Here is an 18,002-nt window from a genome sequence, read left to right as displayed (position 1 = left end):
GTTGAAACAATAAAAACAATGCTGTATGATAAATACTGTTGTGAAAAAGACAAATGACAGTTAGATAAAAGAAGAATAAGGTTGAAGAGACAAATGAGTAAGTATGAAAAACAGGAAGAATTGAAACGAGAAGAACTAAGCCAGGAAGAGCAGCTGTTAAAAACAGAAGCTGACAACACAAAATTGACAGACGACAGTAAGAATGTAAAAATGACAGATGCGTGTGAAGAAAGCAGAACAGAAAATACTGCCGGAGAAAATAAGATGGGAACCATGCCAATGGGGAAGCTATTGATTTCAGTATCACTTCCAATGGTAATTTCAATGTTGGTACAGGCACTTTATAATGTAGTCGACAGTGTATTTGTATCGCATTTTGATCAGGATGCACTGACGGCAGTATCGACGATATTTCCGTTACAGAATCTTATGATCGGGGTGACCTCCGGTCTCGGTGTCGGTTTTAATGCATTGATCTCCAAATCCCTTGGTGAAAAAAATCAGAAAAAAGCAAATGATGTAGCCAAGCAGGGAATCTTTCTGGAACTTATTGGATTTGCAATTTTCTTATTGATCGGTTTATTTGGTATCGAAGCATTTATGAAGAGTCAGACGGATGTTGCAAAGATCATTGATTATGGAGTAGATTATGGACGTATCTGTTGTATCTGTTCCTTTGGTATCTTTGCACAGATGACATTTGAACGTATGTTACAGTCGACAGGTCGGACGCTTTACACAATGAAGACACAGGCACTTGGAGCTATTATCAATATTATACTTGATCCGATTATGATCTTTGGATATTTTGGACTTCCGGCAATGGGTGCTGCAGGTGCGGCAATAGCAACGGTTATCGGACAGTGTATTGCGGCATTACTTGCAATCTATTATAATCTGAAAAAGAATCCGGATATCCAGTTATCATTGAAAGGCTTCCGTCCGGAAGGTGATGTGATCGGAAGGATTCTTTCCATTGCAGTTCCTTCTATTGCGATGGTTGCGGTAGGCTCGGTAATGACATATGGATTTAACCGTATTCTATTTACATTTACGCCGATCGCAGTTTCAGTGTTTGGTATTTTCTATAAAGTACAGAGCATGGCATTTATGCCGGTTTTTGGTCTAAATAATGGTATGATCCCGATAGTATCATATAATTACGGAGCAAAACAGCCGGATCGAATGCTCAAAGCTGTTAAATATACAATGATGGCTGCAATCTGTTTCATGCTGTTATGTCTGACTGCGATGCAGGTGATTCCGGACCTGATTCTTAAGGTATTTGATGCACAGGAGGATATGATGGCGATTGGTATTCCGGCACTTCGTACGATGAGTATTTCATTCCTGTTTGCAGGAATCTGTATTGTATGCTCCGGTATGTTCCAGGCACTTGGTAAAGGTGTGTACAGTCTGATCGTATCCCTTGCCAGACAGTTGATCGTTCTGCTTCCGGTTGCTTATGCATTTGCAAAATTAACCCAGAATCTGGAACTGGTATGGTTGTCCTTCCCGATTGCGGAGGTTGTCAGTGTTATTCTTTCGATCGCTATGGCGTTACAGACAAAAAAGAAAATTATCGATCCTTTAAAGAATTCTGTGAAAACAGTATAGGAATAAGCAGAACATTTGTCATAAAATGGCATATTCTATAAAATAGCAGAATGTTTCATAAAGGATCAATAGAAAACGACGGTTCGGGATATAGCTATGGTACATAAAGAATCAGAAAGAAGGAAATGAAATGAGTGATTTGATCTATCTCGATCATGCAGCAACGACGGCAGTTCATCCGGACGTTTTAAAAGAAATGCTGCCATATTTTACCGATAAATTCGGAAATCCATCCAGTGTTTATGGATTTGCGGCAAATAATAAAAATAAACTGACAGAGGCAAGAGAGACGATAGCCGGAGCACTTGGTGCAAAGTCGGAAGAGATTTATTTTACAGCCGGTGGTTCTGAGTCTGATAACTGGGCATTAAAATGTACGGCAGAAGCCTATGGAGTACATGGGGGACATATCATTACAACAAAAATCGAGCATCATGCTATCCTGCATACCTGCAAGTATCTGCAGAATAGAGGGTATGATGTAACTTATCTGGATGTAGATGAAAATGGATTGGTTGATCTGAATACACTTGAGGCGGCCATCCGGCCGGATACTTTTTTGATCTCGATCATGTTTGCAAATAATGAGATTGGAACGATTGAACCAATAAAAGAGATTGGAGAGATCGCACACAGACACGGTATTTTGTTTCATACGGATGCAGTTCAGGCATTTGGACAGATCCCGATTCACGTAGATGAAATGAACATTGATATGTTAAGTGCGAGCGGACATAAGTTTAACGGGCCAAAGGGAATTGGTTTTTTATATATCAAAAAAGGTTTAAAGTTAAAGAGCTTTATTCATGGTGGCCAGCAGGAGCGAGGACGCAGAGCCGGTACAGAAAATGTACCGGGAATCGTAGGTATTGCAAAAGCGTGTGAGATCGCAATGGCAGAAATGGAAGAACGGATGAAAAAGGAGACGGAGCTCAGAGATTATCTGATCGAACGGATATTGAAGGAGATCCCGTATACCAGACTGAATGGACATTCAAAGAAACGACTGCCAAATAATGTCAATATCAGCTTTCAGTTCGTGGAGGGAGAATCCATTCTGATCATGCTTGATATGGCGGGTATCTGTGCATCCAGCGGCTCTGCCTGCACATCGGGTTCGGTTGATCCTTCTCATGTGCTGCTTGCGATCGGACTTCCGCATGAGATCGCACATGGTTCACTGAGACTAACCATTGGATATGAGAATACGAAAGAAGAAATGGATACGGTTGTCGATAATCTGAAACGGATCATTACAAATCTACGTAATATGTCACCATTATATGAGGATTATGTCAAGAAAAATCATATACAGTAAGATTGTTAAAAATGAAAGATCAGATTCGGTCGGAGTGAATATTAGAATGCAATTGTGAAATGTGTGAGATAAAACTCCCAAAATGTGAAGGAGAATGATATGTACAGTGATAAAGTGATCGATCATTTCCAGAATCCAAGAAATGTCGGCGAGATTGAGGATGCCTCCGGTGTCGGTACGGTTGGAAATGCTAAATGCGGGGATATGATGCGGTTGTATCTGAAAATTAATGAGGAGCAGGTGATCATAGACTGCAAATTTAAGACCTATGGATGTGGAGCTGCAGTAGCATCCAGTTCCATGGCAACGGAGATGATTAAAGGAAAAACAGTTGCCGAGGCAATGAAGCTTACAAATAAAGCGGTTATGGAAGCATTGGATGGACTTCCGCCGGAAAAAGAACATTGTTCTTTGCTTGCAGAAGAAACACTGCATGCAGCTTTGTGGGACTATGCAGAAAAGCATGGAATCAAGATTCAGGGACTTGTAAGGCCGGTACAGGATATTGAAGACCGGATGGTGAGAGAACTGGAAGATTAAACAGTATTTGGATACTTGACAGCCGGAGAAATCCGGTTCTATACTGCAAGCAGAAATTGCTGGAAGGAAGATAAGATGGATAAAAAGACAGTATGTGTCGGTATGTCAGGAGGCGTGGATTCTTCTGTAGCCGCATATCTTTTAAAAGAACAGGGATATAACGTGATCGGTGTGACCATGCAGATCTGGCAGGATGAGGATGCAGATCAGATCAGTGAGCATGGCGGTTGCTGTGGCTTGTCGGCGGTAGATGATGCGAGAAGAGTAGCTGCACAGCTTGAGATTCCTTATTATGTAATGAACTTTAAAGAAGATTTCCGAAAATACGTCATTGACTATTTTGTAGATGAGTACCGGAACGGAAGAACTCCGAATCCATGTATCGCATGTAATCGGTATGTAAAATGGGAGTCGCTGTTAAGGAGGTCGTTAAGTATCGGTGGAGACTACATTGCTACCGGACACTATGCAAGAGTGGAACAGCTTCCAAATGGCAGATATACCTTACGCGTGGCAAAAGGAATCGAGAAGGATCAGACCTATGCACTTTATAATCTGACACAGGATCAGTTATCAAAGACGTTGATGCCGGTTGGAGAATATAATAAGACACAGATCCGGCAGATTGCCGCAGATATCGGTATCCAGGTAGCAAATAAACCGGACAGTCAGGATATCTGTTTTGTACTGGATGGTGATTATGCCGGATATCTGGAACGGGAAGAGGGCTTAAAGGCAGTACCGGGAAATTTTGTAGATATGAATGGAAAAGTCCTTGGTACACATAAAGGTATAATTCATTATACGATCGGACAACGGAAGGGACTTGGACTTGCGATGGGACACCCGGTATTTGTTGTGGATATTATACCGGAGACAAATGAAGTGGTGATCGGAGAAAATGCAGATACATTTTCAAAAGAGCTGATTGCAGATAAAACGAACTTTATGTCTGTCGAGCATCCGAAAGATGGTATGCAGGTGATCGGAAAGATCCGGTATGCACATAAGGGTGTGCCATGCAGAATTTATATGTTGGATGATGACAGGGTTCGTGTTGTATTTGACGAACCGGTTCGGGCAGCCACCAAAGGACAGGCGGTTGTTTTTTACGAAAATGACTATATCGTCGGAGGCGGTACAATAAAAGAGATTATACGATAGGGATTATAAAAAATGACACTGTTGTGGATTTTATTGTTTAAAGAATCGTTAATGGTTCTGCCATATAGCAGCTTGCTAAGTACCGGCCTCGAACGAGGCTTGCTGCATAATAGTGAATATGTGACAGAACAGTGTGATTCTATGTAGTAAAATCTACAACGGTGTCATTTTTGTCATATAAACCTCATTTTTATAATTTATGAAAAACAGGCTTCATATGATTATAGGTACAGTAATATTGAAAGCCGGTTTCGGTCAGGATATCTCTGGCATAGGTTTCAAAATCATAGCCAATGTATTTTGGAACATGGGCATCACTTCCGATGGTGATGATCTCACCGCCAAGTTCTTTGTATAGCTTCAGGATTTCAGGATGCGGATGTGCATAGGTCATGTTCTTATACAGACTTCCGGTATTGATCTCGATGCCCTTCCCATGTTCGATAATCGTTTTCAGAATTGCTTCAAAGACATCTCCATAATCAGAAAAGCGGAAGGCTGCTTCGCCGGATGGGCAATAACGGACGGCATAGTCCAGATGACCGTATATGGAATAATTATCAAAGGTCTGTACATTTGCAAGAATGGATTCAAAATATTCCAGCAGTGCTTCTTTTTCCGAACGTCCTTCATAGTAAGCGGGATAGTAGGGATCCTTGCCATATACAAGATGAGAAGAACCTATAATAAAGTCAAAATCATGATATTTATCTGTGTAAGCAATGATCTTGTCTGCGATATGAGACATCAGACCGAGTTCGACACCGAGGCGGATTGTAAGTTTATCCTTGTACTGTTCCTGCAACTTTCTTACAGCAGAAATATACCGGCTTGTATCTAACAGAAAGGTATGACCTTCCTCGTCTTTTGGATAATCAATATCATGATGATCTGTAATACAGATCTCAGACATGCCGAGGTACAGTGCCTGTTCAGCAATATCTGTAAGTTTTGTTTTAGAATCATCGGAAAATTCGGAATGTAAATGATGATCGCAAAGCTTCATATGTAAAAACCTCCTGTTGGATGTTAACGTTGTGAAATTGATATTATTATAGCACGTCAGGAAACAAAACACACCTGCAGGAACTGAAAAATAGTGAATACGAACAGAAGATAAGAAAAAATCTTACAAAAGAAGTATATATCGGCAACACAAGAATCATGTGTGAAATATTTCGAAAAAAGGGTTAAATGGTTGAAATAAATATGAAAATATCATAAAAAGTTGATTCTTTGTACATTTTGCAATATAGTGTTTGTTTATTTTTGCGTGAATTGGACAATTTTTTTTTGAGAAAGACTTGAAATTTACACACAAATTAGGTATGATTTTGTTGTGTGAATAGCACGATTAATTACTGCGCTTTGCAGTATATTATAAATACTTTTATTATTCAAAACTTAGGAGGAATAAAAAATGGCAGTAAAAGTAGCAATCAATGGTTTTGGACGTATTGGTCGTCTCGCATTCAGACAGATGTTCGGAGCAGAAGGATATGAAGTTGTTGCAATCAACGATTTAACAAAGCCTTCAATGCTTGCAGATCTTCTCAAGTACGATACAGCACAGGGTGGTTACTGTGGTAAGATTGGTGAGAACCTTCATACAGTTTCAGCTGATGATGAGGCTAACACAATCACAGTTGATGGTAAGACACTTACAATCTACAAGGAAGCAGATGCAAACAATCTTCCTTGGGGTAAGATTGGTGTTGACGTAGTTCTTGAGTGTACTGGTTTCTACTGCTCAAAGGAAAAGTCAATGGCTCATATCAATGCAGGTGCTAAGAAGGTTGTTATCTCAGCTCCAGCAGGAAATGATCTTAAGACTATCGTATTCTCAGTTAACCAGGATACATTAACAGCAGAGGATCAGATTATCTCAGCTGCTTCATGTACAACAAACTGTCTTGCACCAATGGCTAAAGCTCTTAATGATTATGCTCCAATCCAGTCAGGTATCATGTCAACAATCCACGCTTACACAGGCGATCAGATGATTCTTGACGGACCACACAGAAAGGGCGACTTAAGAAGAGCAAGAGCAGGTGCTGCTAATATCGTTCCTAACTCAACAGGTGCTGCTAAGGCTATCGGTCTTGTTATCCCAGAGTTAAATGGTAAGTTAATCGGATCAGCTCAGAGAGTTCCAGTTCCAACAGGTTCAACAACAATCCTTACAGCAGTTGTTAAGGGTGCTGACGTAACAGTTGATGGAATCAACGCTGCAATGAAGGCTGCTGCATCAGAGTCATTCGGTTACAACACAGATCCTATCGTTTCATCAGATGTAATCGGTATGAGATATGGTTCATTATTTGATTCAACTCAGACAATGGTATCAAAGATCGCTGATGACTTATATGAGGTTCAGGTTGTATCATGGTATGATAATGAGAACTCATACACAAGCCAGATGGTTAGAACAATTAAGTACTTCGCAGAGTTAGCATAATTGACTGACAAATTGTAGTAATTAATTTGACCTTACAAGGGGTCCGGTCTTCATGGACCGGGCCCTATATTTCTTTTACAGAGATGTATTTGCGTTCTGTAACAAATATGAAGATAAAAGTATAAAAATCAGGAGGTTTAATAGTAATGTCATTAAACAAAAAATCAGTAGATGATATTAATGTAAAGGGACAGCGTGTCCTTTGCAGATGTGACTTTAATGTACCATTAAAGGAAGGTAAGATCACAGACGAGAACCGTCTTGTAGCAGCACTTCCTACAATCAAGAAATTAATTGCTGATGGTGGAAAGGTTATTCTTTGCTCACACCTTGGCAAGGTTAAGACAGAAGAAGATAAGAAGACAAAGACTCTTGCACCGGTTGCGGTAAGACTTTCAGAGCTTCTTGGACAGGAAGTTAAGTTTGTTGCTGAGCCTGAAGTTGTTGGACCAAAGGTAAGAGAAGCTGTAGCAGCTATGAAAGATGGCGAAGTTATCTTACTTGAGAACACACGTTTCAGACCGGAAGAGACAAAGAACGGTGAAGCATTCTCTAAGGATCTTGCTTCTATCTGTGATGTATTTGTAAATGATGCATTTGGTACAGCTCACAGAGCTCACTGCTCAAATGTAGGTGTTGCAGGTCTTGTTGATACAGCGGTTGTTGGATACTTAATGCAGAAGGAGATCGACTTCCTTGGAAATGCAGTAGAGAACCCGGTAAGACCATTCGTAGCTATCCTTGGTGGAGCAAAAGTTGCAGACAAGTTAAATGTTATCTCTAACTTACTTGAGAAGTGCGATACACTGATCATCGGTGGTGGTATGGCGTATACATTCTTAAAGGCAAAGGGATATGAGATCGGTAAGTCATTAGTTGACGAGTCTAAGATCGACTACTGTAAGGAAATGATGGAAAAGGCTGAGAAACTTGGTAAGAAGTTATTACTTCCGGTTGATTCCGTTATGATCGACGATTTCCCTAATCCAATCGATGCTCCGGTTGAAACAGAGATCTTTGATGCAGACAAGATGTCAGCAGACAAAGAGGGCTGTGATATCGGACCTAAGACAATCGAATTATATGCAGATGCTGTTAAGACAGCTAAGACAGTTGTATGGAATGGACCTATGGGTGTATTCGAGAATCCTACACTTGCTGCTGGTACAAAGGCTGTAGCTGCTGCTCTTGCTGAGACAGATGCTACAACTATCATCGGTGGTGGTGATTCTGCTGCTGCTGTTAACCAGTTAGGATATGGTTCTAAGATGAGCCACATCTCAACAGGTGGTGGAGCTTCCCTTGAATTCTTAGAGGGTAAGGAACTTCCAGGTGTTGCTGCTGCAAACGACAAATAAATTATGTACATGTTCCATCTGACTCGGATGGAAGAATATACAGATAATGAAAATAATATTTTCAAGGAGATAAAAGACATGTCAAGAAAGAAAATCATCGCTGGTAACTGGAAGATGAACATGACTCCAAGCCAGGCTGTAAAATTATGTGAAGAGTTAAAGCCATTAGTTGCAAATGATGACGTAGATGTTGTATACTGCGTACCTGCAATTGATATTGTACCTGTAGTAGAAGCTGTTAAAGGCACAAATGTAGAAGTTGGTGCTGAGAACATGTACTTCGAAGAAAAGGGTGCATACACAGGTGAGATATCAGCAGAAATGTTAGTTGACGCCGGTGTTAAGTATGTCATCATCGGACATTCAGAGCGTCGTGACTACTTCAAAGAGTGTGACTGTCTCTTAAATAAGAAAGTTAAGAAGGCATTTGAAGCAGGTCTTACACCTATCCTTTGCTGTGGTGAGTCATTAGAGCAGAGAGAAATGGGTATCACACTTGACTTCATCCGTCTTCAGATCAAGAGTGATCTGAAAGATATCACAGCAGATCAGGTTAAGAACATGGTAATTGCCTATGAGCCAATCTGGGCTATCGGAACAGGCAAGACTGCTACATCCGATCAGGCACAGGAAGTATGTAAGGCAATCCGTGACTGCATCGCTGAAGTATATGATACAGACACAGCAGAAGCTGTAAGAATCCAGTATGGTGGATCTATGAACGCTGGTAATGCAGCAGAGCTTCTTGCAAAGCCTGACATTGATGGTGGACTTGTAGGTGGTGCTTCACTGAAGGCTGACTTTGGAAAGATCGTAAACTACAATAAGTAATTTTAATGCCGGATTTCATATTGAATCTGTAAAATCAGGAAAATGATCTGGTAAAGAAGATACCGTGAGGGATCGGGTGGTCAATAATATGACTGTCCGGTTTCCGCGGTATTTTTGTTATTCTATTATTCATACGAAATGAATAGATTTGTGGGATTTTTTTGTACATTTACGAAAAGTATACTTCGTTGACGATTATGTATAACTGTGATATAATTCAAACGATTTTTGAACAAATACGCAGAAAAGGAATTGACTATGGAATATTTAAAGACATTCTGGAGCAGAAGATATCTGCTTGAGGAACTGGTAAAAAAAGGTATTAAGTTAAAGTACAGGCGTTCATATCTTGGAATCTTATGGTCTTTGCTGGAGCCTATTTTGACAACGATCGTATTGACGATCGTATTTGGAACGTTATTTGATAACAGCAATAAAACCTTCCCGGTTTATATTTTGAGCGGTCGTCTGTTATATTCATTTTTCAGCAGTGGAACAAAAGCCTGTGCAAAATCGATACGGTCAAATGCAGGTATGATCAAGAAAGTATATGTTCCGAAGTATCTGTATCCGATGTCTTCCGTATTATTTAACTATATTATATTTTTGATTTCGCTGATTGTTATGATCCCATTGATGGTGTTTTGTCATGTGAAGCCAACCTGGTCATTATTACTGGTTATCCTTCCGCTTATTCTGCTTCTGATGATCACATTTGGAGTAGGCATGGTACTTGCGACGGTTACGGTATTCTTCCGTGATATGGAATATTTGTGGGATGTTGTATTGATGATCATTATGTATACATGTGCGATTTTCTATTATCCACAGAGATTATTAAAGAGTGGATTTAGCTGGCTGTTAAAATATAATCCGTTATATTGCGTCATCCATAATTTTAGAGCATGTTTTCTGGGTGATCCGTTAAACTGGAATTATATGTTATATGCGTTCGTTTTCTCTGTTTTTGCTATCTTGATCGGAACGTATACATTCTATAAGAAACAGGACGAATTTATTCTTCATATTTAAGGAGACAGACATGGGCAAGGAAGCATTGATCGTTGATGATGTAAGCATGAAGTTCAACCTGAGCAGTGAAAAGGTTGACAATATTAAAGAGTATATAATTAAATCAATAAAACGACAGATCAGTTATGATGAATTCTGGTCATTAAAGCATGTCAGCTTTTCATTGGACAAGGGTGACAGGCTGGGAATCCTCGGCTTAAATGGTGCAGGAAAGAGTACCCTTTTAAAGGTTATTTCCGGTGTATATAAGCCAACAGAAGGACATGTGATCAAGCATGGAAAGGTTGTTCCGTTGCTGGAATTAGGAGCAGGCTTTGACGCACAGTATACTGGAAAGGAAAATATTTTTTTGTATGGTACAGTGCTTGGATATTCCAAGAGTTATCTGGAAGAAAAGTATGATGAAATCGTTGAGTTTTCGGAGCTTGGTCGTTTTATTGATGTCCCAATCAAGAATTATTCATCTGGTATGAAATCAAAATTGGGATTTTCAATTGCAACGATTGCAAATCCGGATATTCTGATTCTGGATGAAGTATTATCCGTGGGTGATGCCAGATTTAAGAAGAAGAGTGAAGCGAAGATCATGCAGCTTATGGAAGGCGGAACAACAGTATTATTTGTTTCGCATTCTCTGGAACAGGTACGACGGATCTGTAATAAAGCAATGATCCTGGATCATGGAACATTGAAATCCATTGGCGATATTGATACAATATCAGAGGAATATACGAAAATGATCGCGATTCCTGCTAAGCCAAAGAAGAAAAAAGCAGATGCTGGAAAAAAGGCTTCTGAAAAAAAGGCAGATGAGGAAAAGGCTGCTGATAAGAAAGAAAAATAATTAAAAGGAGAAAAATAATGAGTAAAAAACCTGTAGTTTTAATGGTACTTGATGGTTATGGAATTAGTGACAAGACAGAAGGCAATGCAATCGCACTGGCAAATACACCTGTTATGGATCAGCTTAAGGCTGAATATCCTTATGTAAAGGGTGCTGCTTCCGGTCTTGCAGTTGGACTTCCGGACGGACAGATGGGTAACTCAGAAGTTGGTCATATGAATATCGGTGCAGGAAGAATTATATATCAGGAATTAACAAGAATTACAAAGTCCATTCAGGATGGCGATTTCTTTGAGAATGCAGAGATGTTAGAAGCAATCGAGAACTGTAAGAAGAACAATTCCGATCTTCATGTATGGGGACTATTATCCAGTGGTGGTGTACACAGCCATAATACACATCTGTATGCAATTCTTGAGTTATGTAAGAAACATAATTTTGAAAATGTATATGTTCATCCATTCTTCGATGGCAGAGATACAGCTCCAGCATCAGGAAAGGGCTTCTTAGAGGAACTGATCGCAGAGATGAAGAAGATTGGTGTAGGTAAGGTTGCATCCCTTTCCGGTCGTTATTATGCTATGGATCGTGATAACAGATGGGATCGTGTTGAACTTGCATATAAGTCACTTGTAACAGGTGAGGGTGTACAGGCAGAAGATCCTGTTGCTGCAGTACAGGCATCTTATGACAAGGAAGTATATGATGAGTTTATCCTTCCTACCGTTATTACAGAGAATGGTAAGCCGGTATCACTTGTAAAGCCAAATGATTCCGTTATTTTCTTTAACTTCAGACCAGACAGAGCAAGAGAGATCACCAGAGCATTCTGCTGTGACGATTTTGACGGATTCAACAGACCAGACGGAAGATTTCCATTGGTATATGTATGCTTCAAAGATTATGATGAGTCTATACCAAACAAGATCGTTGCATTCAAGAAAGAAGAAATCGACAATACATTTGGTGAGTACCTTGCAGCGAATGGTAAGACACAGGTTCGTATTGCAGAGACAGAGAAGTATGCACATGTTACGTTCTTCTTTAATGGAGGCGTAGAAGAACCAAATAAGAACGAAGACAGAATCCTTGTTAAGTCCCCTGCGGTTGCAACATATGATCTCCAGCCTGAAATGAGTGCTCCGGAAGTATGTGAGAAGCTGGTAGATGCTATCGGTTCTGATAAATACGATGTGATCATTATTAACTTTGCAAATCCTGATATGGTAGGTCATACAGGCGTGATCCCTGCAGCGATCAAGGCAGTTGAGACTGTTGATGCCTGCGTAGGAAAGGCAGTTGAGGCAGTTAAGAAGGCAGATGGTGTATTATTTATCTGTGCAGACCACGGTAATGCTGAGCAGATGATCAATTATGAAACTGGTGAACCACATACAGCCCACACAACAAATCCGGTACCATTCGTACTTGTAAATTATGATGAGCGCTATGGTTTAAGAGAAGGTGGATGTCTTGCAGATATCGCTCCAACACTTCTTGAAATCATGGAACTTCCACAGCCTAAGGAAATGACAGGTAAATCACTTCTTATCAAGAAATAATGAAAGAAGGACAGACAAATGAAGAAATTTTTTCAGGAGTTTAAAGAATTTGCATTAAAGGGAAATGTTCTGGATATGGCGATCGGTGTTATCATCGGTGGTGCTTTTTCAGGACTGGTAACTTCACTGACAGACTGTTTTATCAATCCACTCATTGGATGTATCGGTGGTGCCGAAGTACAGGGCAAGATTCATTTGCTGGGAGACCAATATATTGATTATGGCTCGTTCATTACAGCAGTGATCAACTTCATCATCATGGCATTTATCATTTTCCTTCTGATGAAAGGAATTAAAAAGCTGTTATCTCTTGGAAAGAAAGAGGAAGTTGCGGCACCTTTAACAAGAAAATGTCCATATTGTTATGGTGACATTGATGTTAAGGCTACAAAATGTATGTATTGTACATCTGACGTAGAGCCAACTGTAAAAGCAGAAGAATAAAAAGAATGATATTCTGTGTTATATGGACACAGAACGGAGTAACAATATAAAAACAAATAAAAAATACCTGCCGGAGAAGCATAGTTACAGATGCTTTATCCGGCAGGTATTTTTTATAAGATGAATACTTTGGAAAAAAGTGTGAATACTATAAAAGAATAAAATTTGCCAATAATTGTACGGATAGAAAGGCAGAATGGAGAATCACATGAACAGATTGGAAATTATTGAAATTAAAGCGAGAGAAATACTTGATTCCAGAGGAAATCCTACAGTTGAGACCGATGTTACGCTGGCATGTGGATGCAAGGGTAGGGCAATGGTTCCGTCCGGTGCATCCACCGGACAATACGAAGCGCATGAGCTTCGGGATGAAGAAAAACGTTACATGGGACAGGGGGTTTACGGAGCCTGCAATAATGTAAATAACAGAATTGCAGATAAACTGATCGGAATGGATGTAACAAGACAGATTGATATTGACCGTATTATGATCGAGGCAGATGGAACTGAGAATAAGACACGATATGGTGCAAATGCCATGCTGAGTGTATCCCTTGCCTGTGCCAAGGCGGCTTCGCTGGCACTTGGAATGCCGCTTTACCGGTATCTTGGTGGAGTGAATGCAAAGCGTCTTCCGGTTCCGATGATGAATATATTAAATGGTGGAAAGCATGCGGATAATACTGTTGATTTTCAGGAGTTTATGATTGCTCCGGTAGGGGCAGAATCCTTTAAGGAGGCAATGGAGATCGCCTGTGAGATTTATCATACGCTGAAGATTGAATTGAATGTCAGAAATTTGAGCACAGGAGTTGGAGATGAAGGTGGATTTGCACCGAATCTTGCAACCACATATGAAGTACTGGATCTGTTAGTAGAAGCAATCGCAAAGGCCGGGTATAATCCGGGAGTCGATGTACAGATCGCAATGGATGCGGCAGCATCGGAATTATATGATGTAGCTTCTGACCGATATATCTTTCCGGGAGAATCCCGGATGACCGGAAAGGAAATCCGGAGAAATTCAGAGGAGATGGTCCAGTTCTATGAGGATCTGGTGACAAGATATCCGATTTATTCGATCGAAGACGGACTGGATGAGAATGATATGAATGGCTGGAAGGTTCTGACCTACCGGCTTGGAAATCGTATCCAGTTAGTTGGAGATGATCTCTTTGTTACAAATAAAAAACGACTGAAAAACGGAATTGAAGATGGAATTGCAAATTCAATCCTGGTAAAGGTGAACCAGATCGGAACTCTGACAGAGGCAATGGATGCTGTGGAAACGGCTCATAAAGCCGGATATTCGTCGGTGATTTCCCATCGGTCTGGGGAAACAGAGGATACATTTATTGCGGATCTGGCTGTGGCTATGAATTGCGGACAGATCAAGACCGGAGCACCAGCCAGAAGCGAACGTACAGCGAAATACAACCAGCTTCTCCGGATTGAAGAGGAGCTTGGCAAAAATTCCATATACGGAATGGAATGATCACCAATTAAGAACGAACAGGAAGCCGGGCGGTAAAATCGTCCGGTAATTCTGTTTTATAGGCGGCATAGACAGCAGTGTTATATAAGCGCGTTGCTTTGATATCCTGTTCAAATAGTAAACGGCCGGTATCGGAAAGGAAACGGATGCCATCTGCCGGCTTTGTAAAGACAGGAAGGTCACTGTTTCTCTTAATCTGACGAATCACATCGGATCCGGATCGGTTCAACGCAAGAATATGTCCATAGTGATTCCAACCGCTTTCTTTATACATGGACATAGTATTCTTCCGGATGTCCAGAATAAAATGCAGCAATGCACGGTTGATCCTTGTCTGAGTAAGATCTTTGGATTTTAAGGATTCAGCAATTGCAGCATATGACTGCAGAAGATTTGTTTTTTTCAGTTTATTATACAGCTCGTCTGTCATATCAACCGTGTCAGGAGCATCGTTCTGCATGATCAGACAGTACTGCAGAATAGATGTTAAGTGATCTTCAAAAATCGGATAGGTATGCAGATAGTCTGTCTTTAACAGGTCGGCAGAGGCGGTTGGAAGAACCTGGTAAAAGGTTTTAAATAATGCATCCGATTCTGTGATATGGGTTGGACAGGTTTCCTGTAATAAATGGCGGATCGCAGAAGCAGAGCAGATTGATCCGGTGATATCATTACTGTTATATCCTGTAGAGATTCTTTTTATAACATATGGTTTTATAGAGGAATGTGTTTTCTTCAGAGCTGACAGGTATTCGACTGCAAGGATGTTGTTTGGTTCCTTCAGAAGATCAGCACCGGCAGGACAACAGCTTTTTATGGCATCTGCCCGTGCTGACGGATAGGACATTCCTTCCGACAGATTTTTTTTCAGACATGCAGAAAATGAGGCTGGTTCATCGATCAGAATTTCAGCTACAGATTCCAGAAGAGCCAGATCATCGCATTCCGCACCAAAAATCAGATAATCTACAGTGTTCAGTTTGTTCAGAAGGTCGACACCCGCATAAGCAAAATCCCTTGCGCTTGCTGTTGCATAGACAACCGGAAGCTCAAATACCGCATCGACTCCGGAGGCAACAGCCATTTCGGCACGCATAAACTTGTTGCAGACAGCAGGAAGTCCTCTTTGAAGAAAATTACCGCTCATAACAGAAATAATATGGGAACAGTCAAGTTCGGAATGGGTCTGTTCGATCTGGTAGCGATGTCCATTGTGAAATGGATTATATTCTGTAATGATACCTGCAGTCAGCATAAAAATTCCTCCTGAAATAAAATATATTTTCTAAATTATATTTTATATTTTTTCTTCTGTAAAGTATGATATAATTGGGATGTGCATGAAGATAGGGCTTTGTCCCTACGGTTTTGATGCACTTTTTTATTGCGTTTTTGAAAATGATGTACGATATTTTACGCATAACAGGTAGTATGGTATAGAAAGGTAGAAAAAGACTGTTAGAAATACAGAAATGAAAAATATCCGTAAGATCATAGATTAAGGATTGACATTTCGATAAAAGTTGAGTAGTATAATAACAGGAATCGAACATTTGTTTATGGAGGTAGTTTGAAAGATGATTAAAGATGATGATAAGAAGAAAGCGCTGGATGCAGCGTTAGCACAGATTGAGAAGCAGTATGGTAAAGGATCTGTTATGAAGTTAGGAGATTCTTCAGCCAATATGAATATAGAAGTAATACCAACAGGATCATTAAGCCTTGATATTGCACTTGGACTTGGTGGAGTTCCGAGAGGAAGAATTATAGAAGTATTCGGACCTGAGTCCAGTGGTAAGACAACAGTTGCATTACATATTGTTGCAGAGATACAGAAACGTGGCGGTATTGCTGGCTTTATTGATGCAGAACATGCATTGGATCCTGTATATGCGAAGAATATCGGTGTCAATATTGATGACCTCTATATCTCACAACCGGATTGCGGTGAACAGGCACTTGAGATCACAGAGACAATGGTGCGCTCCGGTGCAGTAGATGTGATCATTGTCGATTCGGTTGCAGCCCTTGTTCCAAAGGCAGAGATCGATGGTGAGATGGGAGATTCTCATATGGGACTTCATGCAAGACTGATGTCACAGGCACTTCGTAAGCTGACGGCAGTCGTAAGCAAAACAAATTGTGTTGTAATATTCATCAATCAGCTTCGTGAGAAAGTTGGTGTTGTATTTGGTAATCCGGAAGTAACAACCGGTGGACGTGCATTGAAGTTCTATGCATCTGTTCGTATGGATGTCAGAAGAATTGATACTCTGAAGATGGGTGGAGAGATCGTTGGTAACCGTACCAGAGTAAAGGTTGTGAAGAACAAGGTTGCACCTCCGTTCAAAGAGGCTGAATTTGATATTATGTTTGGTAAAGGTATTTCCCGTGAAGGAGATATCCTGGATCTGGCAGTAGCAAATGATATTGTAGATAAGTCCGGTGCATGGTATGCATATATGGGAGATAAGATCGGACAGGGACGTGAGAATGCAAAGGCATTTCTTGCAGAGAATCCGGCTATCTGTGCTGAGATCGATGAGAAGATCCGTGAGAAGCTTGGCTTAGTTGAAACTGAGGATGCAGAGGGAACAGAAACAGAATAAGTAGAGGGTGCCTGTATATATGCTTGTAACAGATATTAAGAAGATTGATGATAAGAGAAGCTGTCTGTATCTGGATTATGAGGCGTTTGGTCCGTTATATGCATCTGATATACGAAGATTGAAGCTGACGGTCGGATCAGAAACTGATGCAGAGAAAATGCAGCAGTTCCGGTCAGAATATTTCTTTAAACGTGCGATGAACAAGGCGGTTACAGCTATTAAGTATTCTGAAAAATGTGAATATGACATCCGGCAGAAGTTAAAGGAACTTTGCTATGATGAAGAAGTGATCGATACGACGCTTGATAAACTAAAAAAATATAAGTATATTGACGATGCCAGATATGCATCAGTTTATGTCCGGAGTCATATCCAAAGGAAAAGCAGACGAGAGATCACATTTGCATTGTCATCCAAGAAAATATTGAATGAATGGATTGAACAGGCATTTGAAGAAAACCAGCTTCCGGATGAAAGAGAGATCGTAGAGAAACTGATCCGGAAAAAATGTCCGGTTTCGGAACTTTCAGATAAAAGAGAAAAAGTAACAGCATTTCTTGTCCGAAAGGGATATCCGTATCGTCTGGTTGCTTCCTGTATCTCGGAAATATTAGAAATGGGGTAGTCAGTAATATAAGAAAAGTTGCACAGAAAACAGGGCGAAAAATTGTTGTTTTTGTTTGTTTTCACTTGACATAATTAGTAAAAAATATTAAACTTAAATAGT

At 40.3% G+C, this 18,002-nt stretch carries 16 protein-coding genes; 14 read left to right on the top strand and 2 right to left on the bottom strand.

From position 1 onward, the window contains the following. Window positions 1-93 precede the first annotated feature (93 nt). From DWW85_RS04315 to mnmA, 4 genes are all read left to right on the top strand, one after another. Complete coding sequence (locus DWW85_RS04315) at window positions 94-1,617, top strand: MATE family efflux transporter (RefSeq protein WP_117807629.1); 1,524 nt, start codon at window positions 94-96, stop codon at window positions 1,615-1,617. 130 nt (window positions 1,618-1,747) lie between these two features. Further along, complete coding sequence (gene nifS, locus DWW85_RS04310) at window positions 1,748-2,935, top strand: cysteine desulfurase NifS (protein ID WP_117807628.1); 1,188 nt, start codon at window positions 1,748-1,750, stop codon at window positions 2,933-2,935. A 99-nt stretch (window positions 2,936-3,034) separates the two neighbouring features. After that, complete coding sequence (gene nifU / locus DWW85_RS04305) at window positions 3,035-3,475, top strand: Fe-S cluster assembly scaffold protein NifU (RefSeq protein WP_021943777.1); 441 nt, start codon at window positions 3,035-3,037, stop codon at window positions 3,473-3,475. Window positions 3,476-3,550: 75 nt separating this feature from the next. After that, window positions 3,551-4,639 (top strand): tRNA 2-thiouridine(34) synthase MnmA, encoded by a 1,089-nt coding sequence (mnmA, locus tag DWW85_RS04300; protein ID WP_117807772.1) that lies wholly within the window; start codon window positions 3,551-3,553, stop codon window positions 4,637-4,639. Between the two features lie 190 nt (window positions 4,640-4,829). On the opposite strand, the gene DWW85_RS04295 is transcribed toward mnmA, so the two are convergent. Next, a complete protein-coding gene (locus DWW85_RS04295) occupies window positions 4,830-5,645 on the bottom strand; it encodes a histidinol-phosphatase HisJ family protein (RefSeq protein WP_117807627.1) in 816 nt (271 codons plus the stop codon). A 414-nt stretch (window positions 5,646-6,059) separates the two neighbouring features. Between DWW85_RS04295 and gap the strand changes: the two genes are divergently transcribed. The 8 genes from gap (at window position 6,060) to eno (ending at window position 14,666) form a co-directional block, all read left to right on the top strand. Beyond that, on the top strand, window positions 6,060-7,097 hold the full coding sequence (gene gap, locus DWW85_RS04290; RefSeq protein ID WP_021943780.1) for a type I glyceraldehyde-3-phosphate dehydrogenase: 1,038 nt from the start codon (window positions 6,060-6,062) through the stop codon (window positions 7,095-7,097). A gap of 146 nt (window positions 7,098-7,243) precedes the next feature. After that, on the top strand, window positions 7,244-8,455 hold the full coding sequence (locus DWW85_RS12870; protein ID WP_117807626.1) for a phosphoglycerate kinase: 1,212 nt from the start codon (window positions 7,244-7,246) through the stop codon (window positions 8,453-8,455). 78 nt (window positions 8,456-8,533) lie between these two features. Then, window positions 8,534-9,286, top strand: coding sequence for a triose-phosphate isomerase (tpiA, locus tag DWW85_RS12865; protein WP_021943782.1), 753 nt, complete (start codon window positions 8,534-8,536; stop codon window positions 9,284-9,286). A 258-nt stretch (window positions 9,287-9,544) separates the two neighbouring features. Beyond that, entirely contained in the window at window positions 9,545-10,318 is a 774-nt protein-coding gene (locus DWW85_RS04275; protein ID WP_117807625.1) for an ABC transporter permease, read from the top strand. 10 nt (window positions 10,319-10,328) lie between these two features. Beyond that, window positions 10,329-11,162: an ABC transporter ATP-binding protein gene (locus tag DWW85_RS04270; protein WP_117807624.1), complete on the top strand. Its 834-nt coding sequence runs from the start codon at window positions 10,329-10,331 to the stop codon at window positions 11,160-11,162. A 17-nt stretch (window positions 11,163-11,179) separates the two neighbouring features. Beyond that, window positions 11,180-12,724, top strand: a complete 1,545-nt coding sequence (gpmI, locus tag DWW85_RS04265; protein WP_117807623.1) for a 2,3-bisphosphoglycerate-independent phosphoglycerate mutase — start codon at window positions 11,180-11,182, stop codon at window positions 12,722-12,724. An 18-nt stretch (window positions 12,725-12,742) separates the two neighbouring features. Beyond that, on the top strand, window positions 12,743-13,168 hold the full coding sequence (mscL, locus tag DWW85_RS04260; protein ID WP_021943786.1) for a large conductance mechanosensitive channel protein MscL: 426 nt from the start codon (window positions 12,743-12,745) through the stop codon (window positions 13,166-13,168). A 208-nt stretch (window positions 13,169-13,376) separates the two neighbouring features. Next, a complete protein-coding gene (gene eno, locus DWW85_RS04255; protein ID WP_021943787.1) occupies window positions 13,377-14,666 on the top strand; it encodes a phosphopyruvate hydratase in 1,290 nt (429 codons plus the stop codon). A gap of 7 nt (window positions 14,667-14,673) precedes the next feature. Here the strand turns inward: eno and DWW85_RS04250 are convergent, their stop codons facing one another. Continuing rightward, on the bottom strand, window positions 14,674-15,921 hold the full coding sequence (locus DWW85_RS04250; protein WP_117807621.1) for a nucleotidyltransferase family protein: 1,248 nt from the start codon (window positions 15,919-15,921) through the stop codon (window positions 14,674-14,676). 322 nt (window positions 15,922-16,243) lie between these two features. On the opposite strand from DWW85_RS04250, the gene recA reads away from it, so the two are divergent. Then, window positions 16,244-17,275, top strand: a complete 1,032-nt coding sequence (recA, locus tag DWW85_RS04245) for a recombinase RecA (RefSeq protein ID WP_117807620.1) — start codon at window positions 16,244-16,246, stop codon at window positions 17,273-17,275. Window positions 17,276-17,294: 19 nt separating this feature from the next. Continuing rightward, window positions 17,295-17,900, top strand: a complete 606-nt coding sequence (locus DWW85_RS04240; RefSeq protein WP_117807619.1) for a RecX family transcriptional regulator — start codon at window positions 17,295-17,297, stop codon at window positions 17,898-17,900. Window positions 17,901-18,002 lie beyond the last annotated feature (102 nt).

It is taken from the genome of Clostridium sp. AF17-21AC (assembly GCF_003461365.1).
Classification (GTDB): Bacteria; Bacillota; Clostridia; order Lachnospirales; family Lachnospiraceae; genus Coprococcus; species Coprococcus ammoniilyticus.
This window is presented reverse-complemented; position numbering and strand designations above follow the sequence as displayed.